This window comes from Shinella daejeonensis (assembly GCF_024281235.1).
Classification (GTDB): Bacteria; Pseudomonadota; Alphaproteobacteria; order Rhizobiales; family Rhizobiaceae; genus Shinella; species Shinella daejeonensis.
This window is the reverse complement of the sequence record NZ_JAHWXY010000003.1, coordinates 71,255-89,632: the sequence shown is the minus strand read 5'-3', so window position 1 is coordinate 89,632 and position 18,378 is coordinate 71,255. Positions and strand designations below refer to the sequence as shown.

The following is an 18,378-nucleotide window of genomic DNA, read 5'->3' as shown; positions in this document are numbered from 1 at the left end:
AAGTGCGTAGCGGTTCTGCGTCCGGAGATGCGGTTGGAACAAAGAGCATTTCCAGCAAAAGTGCGCAGCGGTTTTGCGTCCGGAAATGCCTTACGGAAGATCGGCCTCGCAGCGCTCGATCAGGCTGATCGGATCGATGCCCGGATCCGTTGCGGCCACCGTGGCGAGCCGGTGGCTGACATGGAGGTAGCGACTGTAGCGCTTCTCCGTATCGTGGATGACCCGGGCGTAGGCCGCTCGCTTCTGCGCCAGCGTTTCCCGCATCGAGGGTGGGGCGAGCGCCTGCCGGAAAGCCGCGATGCGGTCTCTTCGCCATGTCCTTTGCAGCTTGTCCTTGCGGCCGAGCGCCAGCCGCGCCGCAGCCGCGAAGAGGAGGTCCGCGCCATGTTCCTCCCAGATGGCCTTGAGACGGGGTGGACTGGCCGCCAGATAGGCGGTGAGCAGGGCCTGTCGTTGCCGTCTTTGCCGACAAAACGGGCGAAGCAGCGTCGCGGCCAGTTCGATGCCCGAAAGGTCATAGGCGAGCATTTCGTAGTCGATAAGGCTTATGGCGCCATCCGGGGTCTTCAGGATATTCTTGGCGTAGAGATCGCCATGGGTCAGCTGGGTGCCGGGCAGGGCGCGAAGGCGGATGAAGCTTTCCTCGATCCAGCGGTTTTGCGCCGGCGTGAGCACCCGGGCCTGACGGCTGGTAAAGGATGCATGGGGCAGGCGTGGATGCGTACGGTCGAAAAGGGCGCGATAGGGCGTTCCCTCAAGCGTATTGAGCCGCGCCATGGTTGCGCCGAGCGCCGCCAGGGCAGCGTCTTCGGCATCTTCGGCCAGAATGTTTCCGGGAAGATAGGCAAAGGCCAGCCAGTGGCCATAGCGCAGGGTTTCGCGCCACGTCCGGGTTCCGGTACAGATGGTTTGTACGGAAATCCCCGCCCGATGGAGGCGGTCGATCGTGTTCTCGAAATCGATCGCGCCGCGCTTTGTGCGAAAGTGTTGCAGCACATATTTCACACCGTTTATCGCGATGATCCGTTTGTGAAGTCCCGGCCGTCCGCCCTCAAGCAGCACCTGTGCCTCGGGGCCGAGCATGTCCTCCAGGCGGGGAAGGTGGCTGGTCATGAAAAGCGGACGTTTCCTGCTGCGCGGAAGGCCGATCGTTTTGGAGCGGCTGGAAGATTTCGGCTTTTATGCCTCATTCGGGCGTGCGGTTCCAGCCGCCCTTGCCGTGATGAAAAGCCGTGGAACGCAAGAGGCGTTCCACGGCTTCGAGCCGTGGCCGTATCGGACTGCCGTCAGCGTACGAACTCATCGATGCGGCGAAGCGTGACGCGGCGATTGCGCCATTCCTCGTTCTGCGTCTGGACGAGCAGATATTCCTCGCCGTAACCGACCGTTTCCAGCGCGCGGGAGGGGACGCCGTATTCCCGAACGAGAATCCGCTTCAGCGATTCGGCGCGGCGCTCCGAAAGCGCCAGATTGGCGGCTGCGGTGCCGACCGCATCGGTGTGGCCCTCGATCAGGAAGACCGCACGGCGACGGCGGCGCAGGATCTGCTCCATGGCGCGGCCGATCTGGCGCACCTTTGGATATTCGGAACGCGGGATTTCAGCGGAGGCGAAGGCAAAGTTGATCGACTGGATGTCGATCGACGGCGCCTGACGGCGAAGATCCGGCCGCCGCTTCAATTCGCGTACGGTCACCCGCTCGCTGTCGCGCATCCGGCGAGCGGGCGCGGCGTCCAGCCGACGCATGATCATGTCCTCCGAAGGGGTGGCCTGCGCCAGGGCGAGACCCGGCGTGGCGAAGGTCGCGGCAAGGGCGGTCAGGAAGGTGCGGCGCTGCATGAGGATGTCTCCTTTTCCCGGGATTACTGTTGCCGGGAAATTGTCACGATCGATCTGAAGGAAAGATGAACCGCCCGTTAGGCGGCATTCACAATGCTTAACGCCCGGGCGCAGGCATCAGGCAGTCGCGTTTGGCAAGCGCCAGAAGTTCCGTGTCGGACAGCGGCGTCAACCGGCTTTCCTCGGTGCCGACCGGTGAAAAACCGAACATCTGATAGAGTTGCAGGGCTCTGGGATGATCCAGATTGTTGGTGGTGACCCGCACCCGCTGCGGCGCGGAGGTCCAGGCCGCGTAAAGCGCCTGCAAAAGGAACCACTTGCCGATTCCAAGGCCGAGCGTTTGTTCGAACAGGCCGAAATGCGACAGTTCCACCACCGCGTCGTCGAGCTTCTGCAGTTCGAAGAAGCCACCCGGCGCGCCGTCGACATAAAGGACGGTAATGCTGTTGCGCGTGTCGTGGAGCGTCGCGGCGAGCGTTTCGTCATCCATCCGCAGCCGGTCGACCCAATGCCAGCGCCCGCCCACCTGACGATAGAGGAAACGGTAGAAGGCGAGCGGGATTGCCGGGGCGGACAGGAGCGCCGTGTGTATGTTGGCGGGAACCGGCAGGCTCTGTCTGGGCGGCGCCGTCATCTCGAGCGCGGTGATATGAACGGCGATCGGTGCGATGGAGGCCTTCTTCGTCATGGTCCGGATTTCCCGGTGGCGACCGGCGTGTCCGGCCGGCCGCCCCATTCGGCCCAGGAGCCGTCGTAAAGCGAATGGTCCTCATGGCCGAGAGATTGCAGCGCCAGAGTGATGATCGCCGCGGTGACGCCGGAACCGCAACTCGTCACCACCGGCCGCGAGAGATCGATCCCGGCCTCCTCGAAAGCCCGGCGCAGGCCCGGCAGGTCCTTGAACCGGCCGTCCGTCGAAAAGCTGCCGGACGGCATGTTGCGGGCGCCCGGCATGTGGCCGGAGCGCATGCCGGCGCGCGGCTCCGGCTCCTCGCCGGAAAACCGTCCGGCGCCGCGCGCGTCCGCCACCTGTTTTGCGCCGGTCGAGACGATGCCGCGCATTTCCTCGAAGCTCGTGAGGGCGAGGGAGTTGAAGTCCGTGTGGAAGACGGCGGGTGCTGGCTCCGGCAGGTCGGTCTCCAGCGGCCGCCCGTCTTTTTTCCAGCCGTCGAGGCCGCCGTCCAGAACGAAGACGTTCTGCGCGCCCATGAGGCGAAAGAGCCACCAGACCCGGGGGGCGGAGAAGAAGCCCGGTCCGTCATGGACGACGATCGTGTCGCTTGCGGAAATGCCGAGCTTGCCTATTTCGGTCGCGAAGAATTCAGGCGAGGGGACGGTATGCGGCAGGCCGCTCGAATGATCGGCGATCGCGTCCTGATCGAAGAAGACCGCGCCCGGTATATGGCCGGAGGCATATTCGGCCGCGCCGTTGCGGTTGTGCGCCGGGAGATACCAGGAGGCGTCGACGACCCGGAAGGACGGCGCGCCGAGCTGCTTTTGCAGCCAGTCGGCGTCCACCACGAAGCTGCTTTTCTCGCTTGCCATTAGCCTTCTCCTCAAGCGGGAGAACCGGGCGTGCCGAAGCGGATGCGCAGGCGGCGGTTCTCCTTGCCCTTCTTTTCGATCTTGGCGATATGGATGGCCCCGACTTCCTGCGTCTCGGTGACATGGGTGCCGCCGCAGGGCTGGCTGTCCACCGAGGAGCCTTCGCCGATGCAGACGAGGCTGACGCGCCCGAGGCCTTTGGGTGGGCGGACATTCTTCGATTTCACGATGTCCGGATTGGCCGCGAGTTCCTCGTCGGTGATCCAGCGCAGGAAGACGGGATGGTTTTCCTCCACGAGCTTCATCAGCTTCGCGGTCACCTCGTCCTTGTCGATGGTCTCGCTCATGTCGAAGTCGACGCGGCTGTCGTCTTCGCCGACGGCCGCGCCGGTGATCGGATAGGGGCAGACGACGGACAGCAGGTGACAGGCCGTGTGCATGCGCATCAGCCGGTAGCGCCGCGCCCAGTCGATATGGGCGACCACCGTTTCGCCGACGGCGGGAAGCGGTGCGCCTTCCTGCGGTCGATGGACGATCACATCCTTGGTCGCGCCGGTGACGGCCGGCCCGAGCGCGATGCGCGATCCGTCGGCGCGTTCGAGAAAACCCGTGTCGCCCGGCTGGCCGCCGGAGGTGGCGTAAAAGCAGGTCTGGTCGAGTTCGATGCCGCCGTCCTCGTGGACGGCGGTCACCACCGCCTCGCATGTCGAAAGATAGAAGTCTTCGCGGAAAAGGGCGGTGGTGGCGTGTGACATGAAGACCTATTCGACCGGCAGATAGGGGACCTTGATCCCCGAGCCCGTCTTCAGCCAGCCGGGAACGGGCAGGCCTTTCGAATCGAGGAAGTCCGCGTTGAAAAGTTTGGACTGGTAGCGGTTAGCATAATCGCAGAGAATCGTCACGATCGTGTGTCCGGGGCCGAGGTCCTTCGCCAGCCGGATCGCCCCTGCGATATTGATGCCGGAGGAGCCGCCGACGGCGATCCCTTCCTTCTCGATCAGTTCGAAGACCAGCGGCACGGCCTCCGAATCGGGGATCTGATAGGAGTAATCCGGGGTGAAGCCTTCTAGATTGGCGGTGATGCGGCCCTGGCCGATGCCCTCCGTGATGGAGCTTCCGGACGCCTTGAGTTCGCCGCTCGTGTAATAGCTGTGGAGCGCGGCGCCGTCGGGATCGGCAAGCGCGATCTTGATGGCCGGGTTCTTTGCCCTGAGCCCTGCCGCGACGCCGGCCAGTGTGCCGCCGGAGCCGACCGCCGAGACGAAGCCGTCCACCTTGCCCTGCGTATCGCGCCAGATTTCCGGGGCGGTGGTCTCGATGTGGGCGTCGCGGTTGGCGACATTGTCGAACTGATTGGCCCAGATCGCGCCGTTCGGCTCGCTCCTGGCTAGTTCCTCGGCAAGCCGGCCGGAAAGTTTGACGTAATTGTTGGGATTCTTGTAGGGAGCCGCCGGAACCTCCACCAGTTCCGCGCCGAGCAGGCGCAGGGCGTCCTTCTTCTCCTGGCTCTGGGTTTCCGGAATGACGATGACCGTGCGGTAGCCGAGCGCCCGGGCGACGAGAGCAAGCCCGATGCCGGTATTGCCCGCCGTACCCTCGACGATGACGCCGCCGGGACGAAGCGCTCCGGAGCGCTCCGCCGCCCGGATGATCCACAGCGCCGCCCGGTCCTTCACGGACTGGCCGGGATTGAGGAATTCCGCCTTGCCGAGAATTTCGCAGCCGGTCGCCTCCGATGCGGCGTTGAGCCGGATCAGGGGCGTGTTGCCGATTGCCTCCAGAACGGACGGAAGAACTGTCATGGAATCCGAGCCTCGCGCTTTCGATGGGAGATGATGAGACGTCTTTTCGGCCCGCACTCCGGACTTGGCAAGGAATAGCATTTCTTTCGAGGCGGAAACGAGAGGAATATTTCGCGGAAGCGCTCCTGCGGTCCCGCATGGCGTCTGCGGGTAGGGCGCCTATCATCGAACGGTCGCGATTGCCGGTTATCCTGTCCTGAGCGGGCGAGTCGCGTCGCCTGCGAGTGCAGCGTCGGGGACGATGTCGGGCTTAACCGAACGTTAACGCGTATGGTTAACGTTGTGTCTACGGCGCACGGGAACCGATCGGTTGCCGGCCCGTTTCAACGAAGTGGTGGAGGCGCATCATGATTTTCGGTTTCATCCGGAACCTGTTTCAGGCAAGCGAAGATGAATTCGTCACGGGAACCTATCCCGACGGCGCGGTCGGCACGCCCGAAAAGGATCGCTCCCTCCATGCCGCCGTCCGGCGCCGTCCCCGCCGCCCGTTGCGCGAGGAAGGCGACTACGCCCGGATTCGCGCCGCCGGCCAGACGGGCGCCGGAATGACGGCCTGATATTTCCGAAGCCGGGCGGTCAGGGCGCAATCCCGCTGTCCGACACGCCGAAATGAAAAAGGGTCGCGCCTTTCGACGCAACCCTTTGAAAACTGGCTCCCCGGGTCGGATTCGAACCGACGACCTATCGATTAACAGTCGAGTGCTCTACCGCTGAGCTACCAGGGATCATCCGCTCGCTGCGGAGTGAGCGCGTAATACAAATGCCCGATCGATTTGCCAAGCGCTTTTTGAAAAAAATGCGCGAAATTATTGATTGATTGTGGAAAAGCCCCCAATTGGGAAGGGGAATGCCGGAAATCCGATGGTTCCCGGTGAAAAGCAGGTGATCCATGGCAAAGAGGGAAAACAGGGCGGGCTTCGGCGTCGATTTCCGTACGCGGGAGATCGTGCTCGGGACATTCCGCATCAGGCTGCCGGAATCGCGCTGGATGCGCACGGTCATCGGTATCCTGCTCGTCGTCGGCGGCCTGCTGGGCTTCCTGCCGGTGCTCGGCTTCTGGATGCTGCCTCTCGGCCTTCTCGTCCTGTCGCATGATTCCGCCTATGTCCGCCGGCAGCGCCGCCGCCTCGCCGTCTGGTGGGCAAGCCGTAAGCTCCGCCGCTCATCCTGATATCCGATATCCGATGGATTGCATTGGTGTTCCGGTCCTGCTCTAAAAAGCCGGAAAGATCGGGGCGCAAAGGGGATGCGGATGACGGATGTGCTGGTGAAGGGTGTCGCCATGGGAATCGGCGGGACGCTCCTCATGGATATATGGGCGGTCGTCCTGTGGAAGGTCTTCCACCAGGCAAGGCCCAACTGGAGGCCCGTCGGGCGCTGGTTCGGGCACCTTGCCAGGGGCCGGGTGTTTCATGAGGATATCGGCAAGGCCGAGGCCTTCCGGCACGAGAATGCACTCGGTTGGGGCGGGCATTACGCGGTCGGCATCCTTTACGGCGTTCTTCTGGCGCTTCTGGCGGGACCGGACTGGCTTGCCGCCCCGACGTTCCTGCCGGCGTGGATCCTCGGTATCGTCACGGTGGGGGCGGGCTGGTTCCTGTTGCAGCCGGGGCTGGGGATCGGGATCGCCGCCGCCAGACTGCCGAACGCCAACAAGGTGCGGGCGCTCAATCTCGTCGCCCATACGGTCTTCGCTCTCGGGCTCTACGCCACTGCTCTCTTGATGCGCTGAGGAGGGTTTTTCAGGAGCGGGCGGGTGGCGGGCGCAAAAAAGACGGCAATGCCGCCGCAAGCCTATTGCACCTGGGCCTAATTCGTTCTAAACGCCCGGCACCACTCGCTTTTAAGCAAACGGACGGCCTCGTGGCGGAGTGGTTACGCAGAGGACTGCAAATCCTTGCACCCGAGTTCGATTCTCGGCGAGGCCTCCAATTTTCCCATCAGGACAGGACGACGGACCCGCAATCGGTGGTTTCGTCCCCGCAATCGGCGGCTTTGTCCAAGCGACGGCCGCAGGCTGCGGCCGCCGGAAACATCATTGCGCGGGCGCGCCTTCGAGGCCGACAAGCGCGATTTTCGCATAGCCGGCCGAACGCAGCAGGTTCATGACATCCATGACGTCGCCATAGGCGACCGACTTGTCGGCGCGCAGCAGGATGCGTGTTTCCTTGTCGCCTTCCGTCACGGCGTCCAGCTCGGGTCCGAAACCGGCCCGCGAGATTTCGCCATTGCCGATGGAAACGCTGAGATCCTTCTTCACGGTCATGAAGACAGGCTTGTCTTCCCGCGGTGTCGGCTGCGCGACGGAGGAGGGCAGGTCGACATTGATGTCGACCGTCGCCAGCGGCGCGGCGACCATGAAGATGATCAGCAGCACGAGCATGACGTCGATGAAGGGCGTGACGTTGATCTCGCTGTTTTCCGCCAGATCGTCGTCGCCGCCTTTGTCCCGGATATTCGCGGCCATGGCGTCACCCGACCTTTGCGACCGCTGGCCGCTCGCCGGCGCGGCCGGAAGCAAGCTGGTAGCGATGCACGTCGAGATCGCGGCTCACCAGTCGCTCGATCGCGGCGGAGGAATCGGCAAGGCTCTGTCGGTAGCCGGTGATGGCGCGGACCAGGAAGTTGTAGATCACCACGGCCGGGATGGCGGCCACGAGGCCGATCGCGGTGGCAAGCAGTGCCTCGGCGATGCCGGGGGCTACGATGGCGAGGTTTGTCGTCTGCGCCCTGGAGATCCCGATGAACGAATTCATGATGCCCCAGACCGTTCCGAAAAGCCCGACGAAGGGGGCTGTGGAACCGATGGTGGCGAGGATCCCGGTTCCCTTGGCGACGCGCCGTCCGGCGCTCGCTTCGATACGCGACAGGCGCGAGGCGACGCGTTCCTTGACGCCGTCGTCCGAAACATGGCCGAGCACAGCCTGTGATGCGCGCATCTCCTCGCGCGCGGCTCGGGCCATAAGGCCCACCGTGCCGTGATCGCCGCCGAGCGCGGCTTCGCCGTCCTCCAGGCCGCGGGCGTGGTTGAGCGCATGCAGGGCGCGCCTGGCGGCGCGGCCGGCGGCGGCAAGTTCGGCGAGTTTGGCGAGCAGCACCGTCCAGGTGACGACGGATGCAAAGGCAAGGCCGATCATCACGGCCTTGACGACGATATCCGCCGCCATGAACATGCCCCAGGGCGACAGATCATGCGGCAGGTCGGCCTGCCGTTCGGGCGCGTCCGCTACGATCGTTCCGGCCGGCATGTCCTCCGTCTCCGCGCTCTCCTCGTCCTGGATCTCGTCGGCCGCAGCATCCATTTCGGCGGCGGGCTCGGATGGCATGACGGTGTCGGCCCCGGAAGCCTCGCTTCCCGCCGGCGCAGCGCCGTCGGTCATCGGGGTTGCGGGCTCGGTCAAGGCGGGGCGCTCGTCCGTTCCGGCCGGAACCTCGGCGTCCTGGGCGTTTGCAGCATGGGACGCAAGCGCCAGAAGGGTAAGGGCGAATAGCAGTCGAAACCGTTTAAACACGGTAAAATCCTCTTGCATGATACTGTTTGCAAAAGACCGCCCGGGCAGCAGCCTTCAGGCGCGCCTGCCTCGTGCAGGCGTCGAAACCGGGTCTTTCCATACGACAAGGCGGTCGGACAAGGCAAGGATATGTTGACTATTTAATTCATGATATTGCGCCTGATTGACTGGAAAACGCGGTTTTTCCACGCAATCCGTGAGCGGCTATGGACACCCGGGCTGAAACCGAACTAAGAGAATCGCGACATATCCGGCATCTGCATCCGGTCATCGCGCCGGACGGAGCCGCTTTTCGACAGGGCAAGAGATGATAAACTACACCGCAGCGCGCACGAAGATGGTGGACAACCAGATCCGCACGACGGACGTGACTTCCCACGGGGTGCTGGAAGCCTTCCTGACGGTTGCACGCGAAGAGTTCGTTCCGGCCGCGCTAAGGCCGCTCGCGTATATCGATAATGACATCCAGCTTGCGGCCGGTCGCTACCTGATGGAGCCGTCGCCGCTTGCCAAGCTCATCCAGCTCGCCGCTGTCGAGGCGGACGACGTGGTGCTGGAGGTCGGTGCCGGCACCGGCTACGCCTCAGCGATCCTGTCACGGCTGGCAAGCTCCGTCGTGGCGCTGGAAAGCGACGCCGCGCTTGCCGCTGTCGCGACGGAAACGCTGACCCGCCTCGGCTACGACAATGTGGCGGTGGTGAGCGGCGATCTCGAGCAGGGCTACGGCGCGGAAGCGCCTTACGACGTCATTTTCGTGCATGGCGCGGTGGAATATGTGCCGGAAGCGCTTTTCGACCAGCTACGCGACGGTGGCCGGCTGGTCGTCGTCGAAGGCGTCGGCAATGCCTCGCAGGCCCGCCTTTATATCAAGGAAGGCGGCAGGACGTCGGAGCGAAACGTGTTCAATACCTCCGTCAAGCCTTTGCCGGGCTTCCGCAAGGTGAAGGAATTCGTGTTCTAGCAGCGGTGGCCCGGGGCTTGGCCTTGCCGGAACGGAAAGATCGGCTTTTCAAAGCGCGCGGCTATAGCGGCGGGGTGCGCGAGGTTCGGAGTATCTCGTGGTGTCCACTCTTCGCAGAACGCTCCTTGCCCTGATCGTTGCGCCCGCCTGCCTCGCCTTGCCCCAGGCGGCGGCGGGCGAGACGCTTTCCGGTGCGATGGCCAAGGCCTACCGCAACAATCCCGATCTCAACGCCGCGCGCGCGGCGCTCCGGGCGATCGACGAGAATGTCACCATCGCCAAGGCGGCCATGCGGCCGCAGGTTTCCGGAGTGGCGCAGGCGCAGTCACGGCAGACGACCCTCGACAAGGCGCCCCGCGATATTTTCGGATTTCGCGGCGCGCGCCGGACAGAGGAATTCACCTCCAGCTTCGGCGTGACCGTCACCCAGCAGATTTTTGATGGATTCCAGGCGCTGAACCGCGTGCGGTCGGCCGAAGCGAATGTGCTGGCCAATCGCGAGGCGTTGCGGGCGAACGAGATATCGATCCTGCTCGCCGCCGTCGAATCCTATGCCAATATCGCCCGCGACCAGCAGATTGTATCGATCCGCAAGCAGAATATTTCCTTCCTCAACGAGCAGCTCAAGGCGGCGAGGGCGCGTCTGGAGGTGGGCGAGGGGACGCGCACCGACGTCAGCCTTGCAGAGGCGGAGCTTGCCGCGGCGAAGGCGCTGCTCACCACGGCCGTCTCCCAGCTCAGGCAGAGCGAGGCCGCCTATGTGCAGATCGTCGGCGAGGCGCCGCGGGATATCCGGCAGCCGTCGCCGGCCAGCCGGGCGATGCCCGCCACGCTCGACCAGGCCGTCGCCACGGGCCTGCGGGAAAATCCGGCCATCCTTGCGGCGGAGCGGGGCGTCGACGCCGCCGGCTATGACGTGAAGACGGCGGAAGGCACGATGCTGCCGGGCGTGGTGCTGCAAGGCGATCTCTACCGGGCCGAAAACCAGGGGCCTTCCAGCGATAATGTGATGGGCGCGGTTTCCGCCCGCATCGTCGTTCCGATCTATCAGGGCGGCGCGGAATACGGCCAGATCCGGCGGGCCAAGGAACAACTCGGACAGAGCCGCATGCTCGTCGATTCCGCGCGGATGGGTGTCCGGCGCGATATCGTGTCGGCGCATGCCCAATATGAGGCGTCGCAGGCGGCGACGGTTGCGACGCGCGCGCAGATCGGGGCGGCGAAGATGGCGCTCGATGGCGTCATCGAGGAACGAAACGTCGGCCAGCGCACCACGCTCGACGTGCTCAGCGCGCAGCAGACGGTGCTGGACGCGCGCGAAAGTCTTGTCGCCTCGCAGCGCAACGCGGTGGTCGCAAGCTATGCGCTGCTCGCCGCGACCGGCCGGCTCACCGTCAGCAGCCAGGGCCTGAATGTGGCCGAATACCGGGCCGAGGAGCATTACGAGGCGGTCAAGGATCGCTGGTTCGGCCTCAGGACCGTCGACACGCGCTGACGATGCGTCTTGGAAGTTTCAATAAATCTGTGCATCACTTTAACGAACTGATTCGTGGCGATTTAGTTGGCCGCGCGAGTCGCCTACGGTTGGCGCTGATGCGGCCGGCCCATGCAGGTCCGTCCGGATTCCGCAGAAAACGGGGATAGAAATGGCTCAGCCAAATGTAGCGCGTGAACCGTCCATGGATGAAATCCTGGCGTCCATTCGCCGGATCATCGAAAGCAACGAGGCGCAGCCCGAATTCGTCGCCGAGGTGCGGGCGGAAAGCAGCTTCCCGATGATTCGCGGCGGCAAGGATGATCTTCTCGACGATCCGGCCATCGTCGAGGCCTTCCATGAGCGGGAGACGCAACCCGTTGCGGATATTGAACCGCTGCACCGTCCCGAGCCGTCCATGGAAACGTCGACGCCGCAGCCGGCGCTGTCGCTTGCCGATGTCGCCGCGCGCGTGCGCGCCGCCTCCGAGCGACAGATGGCGAGCCGGCTGCAATCGCAGGATCATCCTGCGGCAACCGTCACGCCGGCCGAGCCTGCCGCCGATGCCGAACCCGACCTTGGCTCCGGGGAGCCTTCCGTTCCCGAAAATTCCATCGCTGTGGATCTTGCCGCGCCGGAAGAGGCATCGGGCGACGCCGTCGCCCTGATTTCGCCTGCGGCGGGCGAGCGGGTCGCGCAATCGTTCGGCGCGCTTGCGGAGGCCCTGGACGCCGGCTCCCGCCGCTCCTTCGACGAAATCGCTCAGGATATGCTGCGCCCGATGCTTCAGGAATGGCTCGACGACAACCTGCCGACGCTCGTCGAGCGTCTGGTGCGGGAGGAAATCGAGCGGGTGGCGCGCGGCCCGCGCCGCTGATCTTCTCCGCCGCTTCGGCAAAATCGGAACGTTTCAGCGCCGCGCCGGTTTCCGGGGCGGCGTTTTAACTGATATTGTTGACTTCAATCCGCCCATCCGGTTTACGTGATCTTCACAACCAACAGCAGGCCCACCACGAAAATGCTTGAAAAAAACTATGATTCCGCAGCCGTCGAGCCCCGTATCGCCAGGATGTGGGAAGACGCCGACGCGTTTCGTGCCGGTGCGGGGGTGAAGCCCGGCGCAGAGACATTCTGCATCGTCATCCCCCCGCCGAACGTGACCGGCTCCCTGCACATGGGCCATGCGCTCAACAATACGTTGCAGGACATCATGGTCCGCTTCGAGCGCATGTGCGGCAAGGATGTGCTTTGGCAGCCCGGGATGGACCATGCGGGCATCGCGACCCAGATGGTCGTGGAGCGCAAGCTTGCCGCTGAAAAGCAGCCCGGACGCCGCGAGATGGGCCGCGCCGCCTTCGTCGAGAAGATCTGGGAGTGGAAGGCGGAATCGGGCGGCCTGATCTTCAATCAGCTGAAGCGCCTCGGCGCCTCCTGTGACTGGTCGCGGGAGCGCTTCACCATGGATGAAGGGCTGTCGGAAGCGGTTCTCGAAGTCTTCGTCTCGCTTTACAAGGAAGGCCTGATCTACAAGGACAAGCGGCTGGTCAACTGGGACCCGAAGCTCTTGACGGCGATCTCGGATCTCGAGGTCGAACAGGTCGAGGTCAACGGCAATCTCTGGCATCTGCGCTACCCGCTGGAGCCGGGCGTCACCTACGAGCATCCGGTCGCCTTCGACGACGACGGCATACCGACGGAATTCGAGACGCGGGACTATCTCGTCGTCGCGACGACCCGCCCGGAGACCATGCTGGGCGATACCGGCATCGCCGTGAACCCGGAAGACGAGCGCTACACGTCGATCGTCGGCAAGCATGTCATCCTGCCGATCGTCGGCCGGAAGATTCCGATCGTCGCTGACGAATATCCGGATCCGGCCGCCGGCACGGGCGCCGTCAAGATGACGCCCGCTCATGACTTCAACGATTTCGAGGTCGGGCGGCGGCACGACCTGCCCGCCGTCAACGTGCTGACCGTCGACGGGCGGATCGCCATCGTCGAGAACGAGGAATTCCTCGAAGGCCTCACGCCGACCGGGATGCAGCTCGAGCTCTGGGACCAGCTCGAAGGCATGGACCGTTTCGAGGCGCGCAAGCTCGTCGTCAAGGTCTTCGAGGAAGGCGGCTTCCTCGATGCGGTCGAGCCGCACAAGCACACGGTGCCGCATGGCGATCGCGGCGGCGTTCCGATCGAGCCGCGCCTGACGGAACAATGGTATGTCGACGCCAAGACGCTCGCCGGACCGGCGATCGCCTCCGTTCGCGAGGGCCGCACCAACTTCGTCCCGAAGAACTGGGAAAAGACCTATTTCGAATGGATGGAGAATATCCAGCCCTGGTGCGTTTCGCGCCAGCTCTGGTGGGGACACCGGATTCCCGCCTGGTACGGCCCGGACGGGCAGGTCTTCGTCGAGAAGACCGAGGAAGAGGCGCTGCACGCCGCCATCCAGCACTATATCTCCCACGAGGGGCCGTGGAAGGCATGGGTCGAGGAGAAGCTCGAGAATTTCGCGCCCGGCGACATCTTGACCCGGGACGAGGACGTTCTCGACACATGGTTCTCCTCCGCGCTCTGGCCGTTCTCGACGCTCGGCTGGCCGGAAAAGACCCCCGAACTGGAAAGATATTACCAGACTGACGTTCTCGTCACGGGCTTCGACATCATCTTCTTCTGGGTGGCCCGCATGATGATGATGGGCCTGCACTTCATGAAGGACGAATACGGCGAACCGGTCGAACCGTTCCACACGGTCTATGTGCACGCGCTGGTGCGCGACAAGAACGGGCAGAAGATGTCGAAGTCGAAAGGCAACGTCATCGACCCGCTCGACCTGATCGACGAATACGGCGCGGATGCGCTGCGCTTCACGCTGGCGATCATGGCCGCGCAGGGCCGCGACGTGAAACTCGACCCGTCCCGCATCGCCGGCTATCGGAATTTCGGCACCAAATTGTGGAACGCCACGCGCTTCGCCGAGATGAACGGGGTCGCCGCCGATCCGAAATTCGTGCCGGAAACGGCATCGCTGACGATCAACCGCTGGATTCTCACGGAGCTTGCCCGCACCGCGCGCGATGTCACCGAGGCGATCGAGACCTACCGCTTCAACGATGCCGCAGGATCGCTCTATCGCTTCATCTGGAATCAGTTCTGTGACTGGTATCTTGAGTTCCTGAAGCCGGTGTTCGGCGGGGAGGACGAGGCGGCCAAGGCGGAATCGCAGGCCTGCGCCGCCTATGTGCTGGAGGAGACCTATAAGCTCCTGCACCCCTTCATGCCCTTCATGACGGAAGAACTCTGGGCGCAGACGGCGGGCGCGGGCAAGGAGCGCGACACGCCGATCTGCCTTGCCGAATGGCCGTCACCTGCCTATGGCGACGATGCGGCCGCTGACGAGATCAACTGGCTGGTCGATCTCGTTTCGGGCCTCCGTTCGGTCCGCTCGGAGATGAACGTTCCGCCGAGCGCGATGGCGCCGCTGGTCGTCGTCGATGCCAATGCGCTGACGAAGGCGCGGCTCGAGACGCATGATTCCGCGATACGCCGGCTTGCCCGTGTCGAGGAAATCCGTCTTGCGGACGCCGCCCCGAAGGGCGCCGCGCAGATCGTCGTCGGCGAGGCGACCGCCTGCCTGCCGCTCGGCAATCTGATCGACCTGTCGGCGGAGAAGGCGCGGCTGGAAAAAGCGATCGGCAAGGCGAAGGCCGAGGCGGACCGCATCCAGGGCAAGCTTTCGAACGAGAAATTCGTCGCCAATGCCAGGCCGGAACTGGTGGAGGCGGAGCGCGAGCGCTTTGCGGAACTGGAACGGCAGCTTGCAAGCCTGGCCATCGCGCTTTCCCGGGTCAGCGAAGCCGGCTGAGCTTTCGCAGGGTGAATGTGAAAAACCGCGCCGACGTCCGGCGCGGTTTTCTTTTGTCCGGCCGAAAACGCCCCTGTGTCCAAAAGGTGACGATCACCACATTCCATACAATGAACCTCTAATGTTTGCGGATAATTAACGATGACTGGAGAGGTTGGGGGCGACATGCCGAAAATGGCTCTGGAGCGCGTCGCGACAGGCTTTTGAGCGTGCTCTGAATTCTTGCCGGCGTGATCCGGCAGCCATTGGAATGCGACGGAGAAGCCATGGGCACCACGATCTTGAAGACAGGGCTTGCCGGCGCTGCGGCGCTGACGCTCATGGCGACGACGGCCGAAGCGGGCGGCTTCGGGAGGGGCGAGGCGGACACGGACCTTCTCTATCAGGAGGGAAGCGGCGCAATTCACGTCAAGGGTGTCTATGTCGCACCGCGGCGCGGTTATGCGACCGTCGACGGCAAGGCCAGCAACGACGACAGTCATCTCGACAATTATTTCGTGCCGAGCATTGGCGTGATGGCGCGGATGTCGGACAACCTTGCCTGTGCGGGCACTTACACGCAGCCCTTCGGCGCTTCCTCGACCTATGGCCCCGATGCGCAGGCCGCGGATATCCTGCATTCGGGAAGCGGCAACGCCACGCTGGAGGCGGGCTTCCGGACACGGGAATACGGCCTCACCTGTTCGGTCGGCCTCGATCTTGAAAAGGGACGGTTCTCCTTTCTCGGCGGGATCTTCCACCAGAGCTTCGATTACAAGGAAGTGTCGAAATACGGTACGCTCCGCCTGGCGGACGACAGCGAGATCGGCTATCGGCTCGGCGCGGCCTACGAGATTCCCGAAATCGCGCTGCGGGCCGACATCCTCTATCGCTCGCAGATCGACCACAAGGGCAGCGGCTCCTTCACGATCAGCGCCGATGGCGCCGGGATCTTCGGCGCGCCCGAAGGATACCAGCTTGCCGCGAGCGGCTGGGGCAGTCTGCCGCAATCCGTCAGGGTCGGGCTGCAAAGCGGTATTGCGCCGGGCTGGGTCGCCTTCGGCGCCGTCAAATGGACGGACTGGAGCGTGTTGCCGGCACTGAACTATACGATCGCCGGGCTGGGAGCGCTGGAAAAGAATTTCAATTTCCGGGACGGCTGGACGATTACCGGCGGTATCGGCCATACGTTCACGGATACCGTTTCCGGCGCGGTCAGCGTGACCTGGGATCGGGGTGTGGGGACCGGCGCGGATATCCTTACGGATACCTGGACGCTCGGCCTCGGAACGGCGATCAAGAGCGGTCCCGGTGAATTCCGCATCGGCGGAGCGGTCACCTATCTGACGTCGGGTTCGCAGGTCTATGGACCGTCCCTTGCCGATTACGATGCGACGGTCGGGGGCGACTTTGCCTATGGCGCCAGCATTTCCTACCTTTTGAAATTTTGATGCTGATGCTCTCGTGCTCCGGTCGTCTTGGTTAACGACTGGTTGACGATGCGGCGGACAGATGGGGAAACAACAGGGTCGTCCGCCCGATGTGATGGAAAGGCAACACATTCTCTTCGAGAGTTTGCTACACCCGCTTGCGGCATGTGCGGTGTCCATTTCCCGCCACAAACGGGGCGCAGCAAGAAGGTCCACGGGCCAGGCGGAATTCCGCAAGGCCAGGAAGAGATGAGACAGCCGATGCCGTCATTGCCGGAACGACCGCGAACCTTGCACAGGCTGCATGCATTTCGCAGGTTTCAACGGCACGCATGCGACGGGAACGGGAACGAAGAAGTGATGCCCAGGTCCGAGTTTATGTCGATAAGAGTCCTTGTATTCGGGGTTTGTCTGTCGTTATCCGGGGGAATTGCCGGTTCCGCTCTCGCCTTCGATCCCCAGGCCGGCGTGACCAAGGAAAGCGGTCCTTTCGACCTCTTCAAATTCGGCTTCTTCTCCTACAAGGAAGGCCGCAAGAACGACGCCATCGAGGCCTATCGCTATGCGGCGGAGAAGGGTCATACCGGCTCCCGCTGGGCGCTCGCCAATATGTATGCCGATGGCGACGGTGTACCGGAAAACGATCTCGAAGCCTTCAGGATTTATAGCGATATCGCACGGGCCGGCGTCGAGCCCGGTTCGGAAGACACCGGCTATTTCGCCAATGCTCTCATTGCGCTTGCAAGCTATTATCGTCGCGGCATTCCCGACAGTCCCGTCAAGATCGACCTGTCGCAGGCCCGCCAGCTCTATTTCCAGGCGGCGTCGGCTTTCGGCGTTCCCGAGGCGCAGTTCCAGCTGGCCCGCATGATGCTGGCGGGCGAGGGCGGCAATACCAGCGCCCATCAGGCCAAGAAGTGGCTCAATCGCGCGCGCAACAACGGCCATGCCGGCGCCATGGGCCTGTTCGGCAGCATTCTTTTCCAGGAAGGCCAGGCCACCCGTGGGCTCGCTTTCATGACGGCGGCGCTCGATCATTGCTTGCCGAAGGATTGCGGCTGGCTGCAATCCATGCAGGAAGACGCCTTCTCGGTTGCAAGCGAACAGGACCGCCGCGCCGGTGTGTCGCTGGCTCAGAACATCCGTTTCAGTCCGGAATAGGTTTCGCCGCTCAGGCCGCGAAATCCAGGATCGCCACCACCGGAACGTGATCCGAGGGCTTTTCCCAGTTGCGGACATGCTTTTCCACATCCGTCGAGACAAGCCGGTCCGAGGCTTCCGCCGACAGCATCAGATGATCGATGCGGATGCCGTTGTTTTTCGGCCAGCAGCCCGCCTGATAATCCCAGAAGGTATAGAGTGGAACGGCGTCGCTGGAAGCGCGCACCGCGTCGGTCAGGCCGAGGTTTTCCAGGCGGCGGAAGGCTTGTCGTGTCGGCGGCAGGTAGAGCGCGTCCTTCTCCCAGACCTTGACGTCCCAGCAGTCGTGCGGTTCGGGAATGACGTTATAGTCGCCGGCCAGCACCAGCGGCTCCTCCAGCGCCAGCCGATCGGCAGCAAACGCGACGAGCCGGTCCATCCAGCGCAGCTTGTAGGGGTATTTTACCGGATCGCCCGCCGGGTTGCCGTTCGGCAGATAGATGGAGCAGACGCGGATCACGCCGCCATCGACGGAAAAGACACCCTCGATGAAGCGGGACTGCTCGTCCGTATCCTCGCCCGGCAGGCCGCGCGTGATCTCGTCGGGGCGGATTTTCGAAAGCAGGGCGACGCCGTTGAAACCCTTCTGGCCGTGCGTCTCCACATGGTAGCCGAGCGCCTCGATCTCGCTGCGCGGAAAACCCTCGTCCACGGTCTTGATTTCCTGAAGCGCGACGATGTCAGGATTGGATTCCTTCAGCCATGCGATGAGGCTGTCGATGCGCGCGCGCACGCCGTTGATGTTCCAGGTGGCAATCTTCATCGGCATGGCATT

Annotated in this window: 18 protein-coding genes and 2 tRNA genes; 10 read left to right on the top strand and 10 right to left on the bottom strand. The window is 63.7% G+C overall.

Annotated elements, in window-relative coordinates:
- Nucleotides 1–90 precede the first annotated feature (90 nt).
- The 6 genes from KYK29_RS11060 to KYK29_RS11035 all read right to left on the bottom strand — a co-directional run bounded on the left by KYK29_RS11060 (nt 91) and on the right by KYK29_RS11035 (nt 5,185).
- Nucleotides 91–1,113, bottom strand: coding sequence for an aminoglycoside phosphotransferase/kinase family protein (locus KYK29_RS11060; protein ID WP_254690959.1), 1,023 nt, complete (start codon nt 1,111–1,113; stop codon nt 91–93).
- A gap of 173 nt (nt 1,114–1,286) precedes the next feature.
- Entirely contained in the window at nt 1,287–1,838 is a 552-nt protein-coding gene (locus tag KYK29_RS11055) for an OmpA family protein (RefSeq protein ID WP_254690958.1), read from the bottom strand.
- 97 nt (nt 1,839–1,935) lie between these two features.
- Nucleotides 1,936–2,526 (bottom strand): GNAT family N-acetyltransferase, encoded by a 591-nt coding sequence (locus KYK29_RS11050; RefSeq protein ID WP_254690957.1) that lies wholly within the window; start codon nt 2,524–2,526, stop codon nt 1,936–1,938.
- Nucleotides 2,523–3,383: a 3-mercaptopyruvate sulfurtransferase gene (gene sseA / locus KYK29_RS11045; RefSeq protein WP_254690956.1), complete on the bottom strand. Its 861-nt coding sequence runs from the start codon at nt 3,381–3,383 to the stop codon at nt 2,523–2,525. Before sseA ends, KYK29_RS11050 begins: the two co-directional genes overlap by 4 nt.
- 11 nt (nt 3,384–3,394) lie before the next feature.
- Nucleotides 3,395–4,138, bottom strand: a complete 744-nt coding sequence (locus tag KYK29_RS11040; protein ID WP_254690955.1) for an alanyl-tRNA editing protein — start codon at nt 4,136–4,138, stop codon at nt 3,395–3,397.
- A 6-nt stretch (nt 4,139–4,144) separates the two neighbouring features.
- On the bottom strand, nt 4,145–5,185 hold the full coding sequence (locus KYK29_RS11035; RefSeq protein WP_254690954.1) for a cysteine synthase A: 1,041 nt from the start codon (nt 5,183–5,185) through the stop codon (nt 4,145–4,147).
- A gap of 347 nt (nt 5,186–5,532) precedes the next feature.
- On the opposite strand from KYK29_RS11035, the gene KYK29_RS11030 reads away from it, so the two are divergent.
- Nucleotides 5,533–5,742, top strand: coding sequence for a hypothetical protein (locus KYK29_RS11030; protein WP_254690953.1), 210 nt, complete (start codon nt 5,533–5,535; stop codon nt 5,740–5,742).
- A 93-nt stretch (nt 5,743–5,835) separates the two neighbouring features.
- Here the strand turns inward: KYK29_RS11030 and KYK29_RS11025 are convergent.
- A tRNA-Asn gene (locus KYK29_RS11025) sits at nt 5,836–5,910 on the bottom strand.
- Nucleotides 5,911–6,074: 164 nt separating this feature from the next.
- Between KYK29_RS11025 and KYK29_RS11020 the strand changes: the two genes are divergently transcribed.
- The 3 genes from KYK29_RS11020 to KYK29_RS11010 all read left to right on the top strand — a co-directional run bounded on the left by KYK29_RS11020 (nt 6,075) and on the right by KYK29_RS11010 (nt 7,116).
- Entirely contained in the window at nt 6,075–6,356 is a 282-nt protein-coding gene (locus tag KYK29_RS11020; RefSeq protein WP_254690952.1) for a hypothetical protein, read from the top strand.
- 81 nt (nt 6,357–6,437) lie between these two features.
- Complete coding sequence (locus KYK29_RS11015) at nt 6,438–6,917, top strand: DUF2938 domain-containing protein (protein WP_254690951.1); 480 nt, start codon at nt 6,438–6,440, stop codon at nt 6,915–6,917.
- A gap of 125 nt (nt 6,918–7,042) precedes the next feature.
- Nucleotides 7,043–7,116, top strand: a tRNA-Cys gene (locus KYK29_RS11010).
- Between the two features lie 104 nt (nt 7,117–7,220).
- Here the strand turns inward: KYK29_RS11010 and exbD are convergent.
- Both exbD and exbB read right to left on the bottom strand, forming a co-directional pair.
- Complete coding sequence (exbD, locus tag KYK29_RS11005; RefSeq protein ID WP_254690950.1) at nt 7,221–7,652, bottom strand: TonB system transport protein ExbD; 432 nt, start codon at nt 7,650–7,652, stop codon at nt 7,221–7,223.
- Nucleotides 7,653–7,656: 4 nt separating this feature from the next.
- Complete coding sequence (gene exbB / locus KYK29_RS11000; protein WP_254690949.1) at nt 7,657–8,697, bottom strand: tonB-system energizer ExbB; 1,041 nt, start codon at nt 8,695–8,697, stop codon at nt 7,657–7,659.
- A 310-nt stretch (nt 8,698–9,007) separates the two neighbouring features.
- On the opposite strand from exbB, the gene KYK29_RS10995 reads away from it, so the two are divergent.
- From KYK29_RS10995 to exoR, 6 genes are all read left to right on the top strand, one after another.
- Nucleotides 9,008–9,658, top strand: coding sequence for a protein-L-isoaspartate O-methyltransferase family protein (locus tag KYK29_RS10995; protein WP_254691273.1), 651 nt, complete (start codon nt 9,008–9,010; stop codon nt 9,656–9,658).
- A gap of 97 nt (nt 9,659–9,755) precedes the next feature.
- Complete coding sequence (locus tag KYK29_RS10990; protein ID WP_437437248.1) at nt 9,756–11,153, top strand: TolC family outer membrane protein; 1,398 nt, start codon at nt 9,756–9,758, stop codon at nt 11,151–11,153.
- 151 nt (nt 11,154–11,304) lie between these two features.
- A complete protein-coding gene (locus KYK29_RS10985; RefSeq protein WP_254690948.1) occupies nt 11,305–12,009 on the top strand; it encodes a PopZ family protein in 705 nt (234 codons plus the stop codon).
- Nucleotides 12,010–12,150: 141 nt separating this feature from the next.
- Nucleotides 12,151–14,994 carry a valine--tRNA ligase gene (locus KYK29_RS10980; RefSeq protein WP_254690947.1) on the top strand — a complete coding sequence of 948 codons (2,844 nt, stop codon included), beginning with the start codon at nt 12,151–12,153 and terminating at the stop codon, nt 14,992–14,994.
- Between the two features lie 266 nt (nt 14,995–15,260).
- Complete coding sequence (locus KYK29_RS10975; protein WP_254690946.1) at nt 15,261–16,424, top strand: outer membrane protein transport protein; 1,164 nt, start codon at nt 15,261–15,263, stop codon at nt 16,422–16,424.
- A gap of 339 nt (nt 16,425–16,763) precedes the next feature.
- Nucleotides 16,764–17,564, top strand: a complete 801-nt coding sequence (gene exoR / locus KYK29_RS10970) for an exopolysaccharide production regulator ExoR (protein WP_254690945.1) — start codon at nt 16,764–16,766, stop codon at nt 17,562–17,564.
- Between the two features lie 10 nt (nt 17,565–17,574).
- On the opposite strand, the gene xth is transcribed toward exoR, so the two are convergent.
- The gene (gene xth / locus KYK29_RS10965; protein WP_254691272.1) at nt 17,575–18,366 is read right to left on the bottom strand and encodes an exodeoxyribonuclease III; all 792 of its coding nucleotides are present in this window, start codon (nt 18,364–18,366) and stop codon (nt 17,575–17,577) included.
- Nucleotides 18,367–18,378: the final 12 nt, after the last annotated feature.

Bases quoted from the DNA above. Each gene is read 5' to 3' on its own strand.
- KYK29_RS11055 (WP_254690958.1), bottom strand. From the start codon at position 1,838: ATGCAGCGCCGCACCTTCCTGACCGCCCTTGCCGCGACCTTCGCCACG.
- KYK29_RS11050 (WP_254690957.1), bottom strand. From the start codon at position 2,526: ATGACGAAGAAGGCCTCCATCGCACCGATCGCCGTTCATATCACCGCG.
- xth (WP_254691272.1), bottom strand. From the start codon at position 18,366: ATGAAGATTGCCACCTGGAACATCAACGGCGTGCGCGCGCGCATCGAC.
- exbD (WP_254690950.1), bottom strand. From the start codon at position 7,652: ATGGCCGCGAATATCCGGGACAAAGGCGGCGACGACGATCTGGCGGAA.
- sseA (WP_254690956.1), bottom strand. From the start codon at position 3,383: ATGGCAAGCGAGAAAAGCAGCTTCGTGGTGGACGCCGACTGGCTGCAA.
- KYK29_RS11030 (WP_254690953.1), top strand. From the start codon at position 5,533: ATGATTTTCGGTTTCATCCGGAACCTGTTTCAGGCAAGCGAAGATGAA.
- KYK29_RS10980 (WP_254690947.1), top strand. From the start codon at position 12,151: ATGCTTGAAAAAAACTATGATTCCGCAGCCGTCGAGCCCCGTATCGCC.
- KYK29_RS10975 (WP_254690946.1), top strand. From the start codon at position 15,261: ATGGGCACCACGATCTTGAAGACAGGGCTTGCCGGCGCTGCGGCGCTG.
- KYK29_RS11040 (WP_254690955.1), bottom strand. From the start codon at position 4,138: ATGTCACACGCCACCACCGCCCTTTTCCGCGAAGACTTCTATCTTTCG.
- KYK29_RS11060 (WP_254690959.1), bottom strand. From the start codon at position 1,113: ATGACCAGCCACCTTCCCCGCCTGGAGGACATGCTCGGCCCCGAGGCA.
- KYK29_RS11015 (WP_254690951.1), top strand. From the start codon at position 6,438: ATGACGGATGTGCTGGTGAAGGGTGTCGCCATGGGAATCGGCGGGACG.
- exoR (WP_254690945.1), top strand. From the start codon at position 16,764: ATGCCCAGGTCCGAGTTTATGTCGATAAGAGTCCTTGTATTCGGGGTT.
- KYK29_RS11035 (WP_254690954.1), bottom strand. From the start codon at position 5,185: ATGACAGTTCTTCCGTCCGTTCTGGAGGCAATCGGCAACACGCCCCTG.
- KYK29_RS11020 (WP_254690952.1), top strand. From the start codon at position 6,075: ATGGCAAAGAGGGAAAACAGGGCGGGCTTCGGCGTCGATTTCCGTACG.
- KYK29_RS10985 (WP_254690948.1), top strand. From the start codon at position 11,305: ATGGCTCAGCCAAATGTAGCGCGTGAACCGTCCATGGATGAAATCCTG.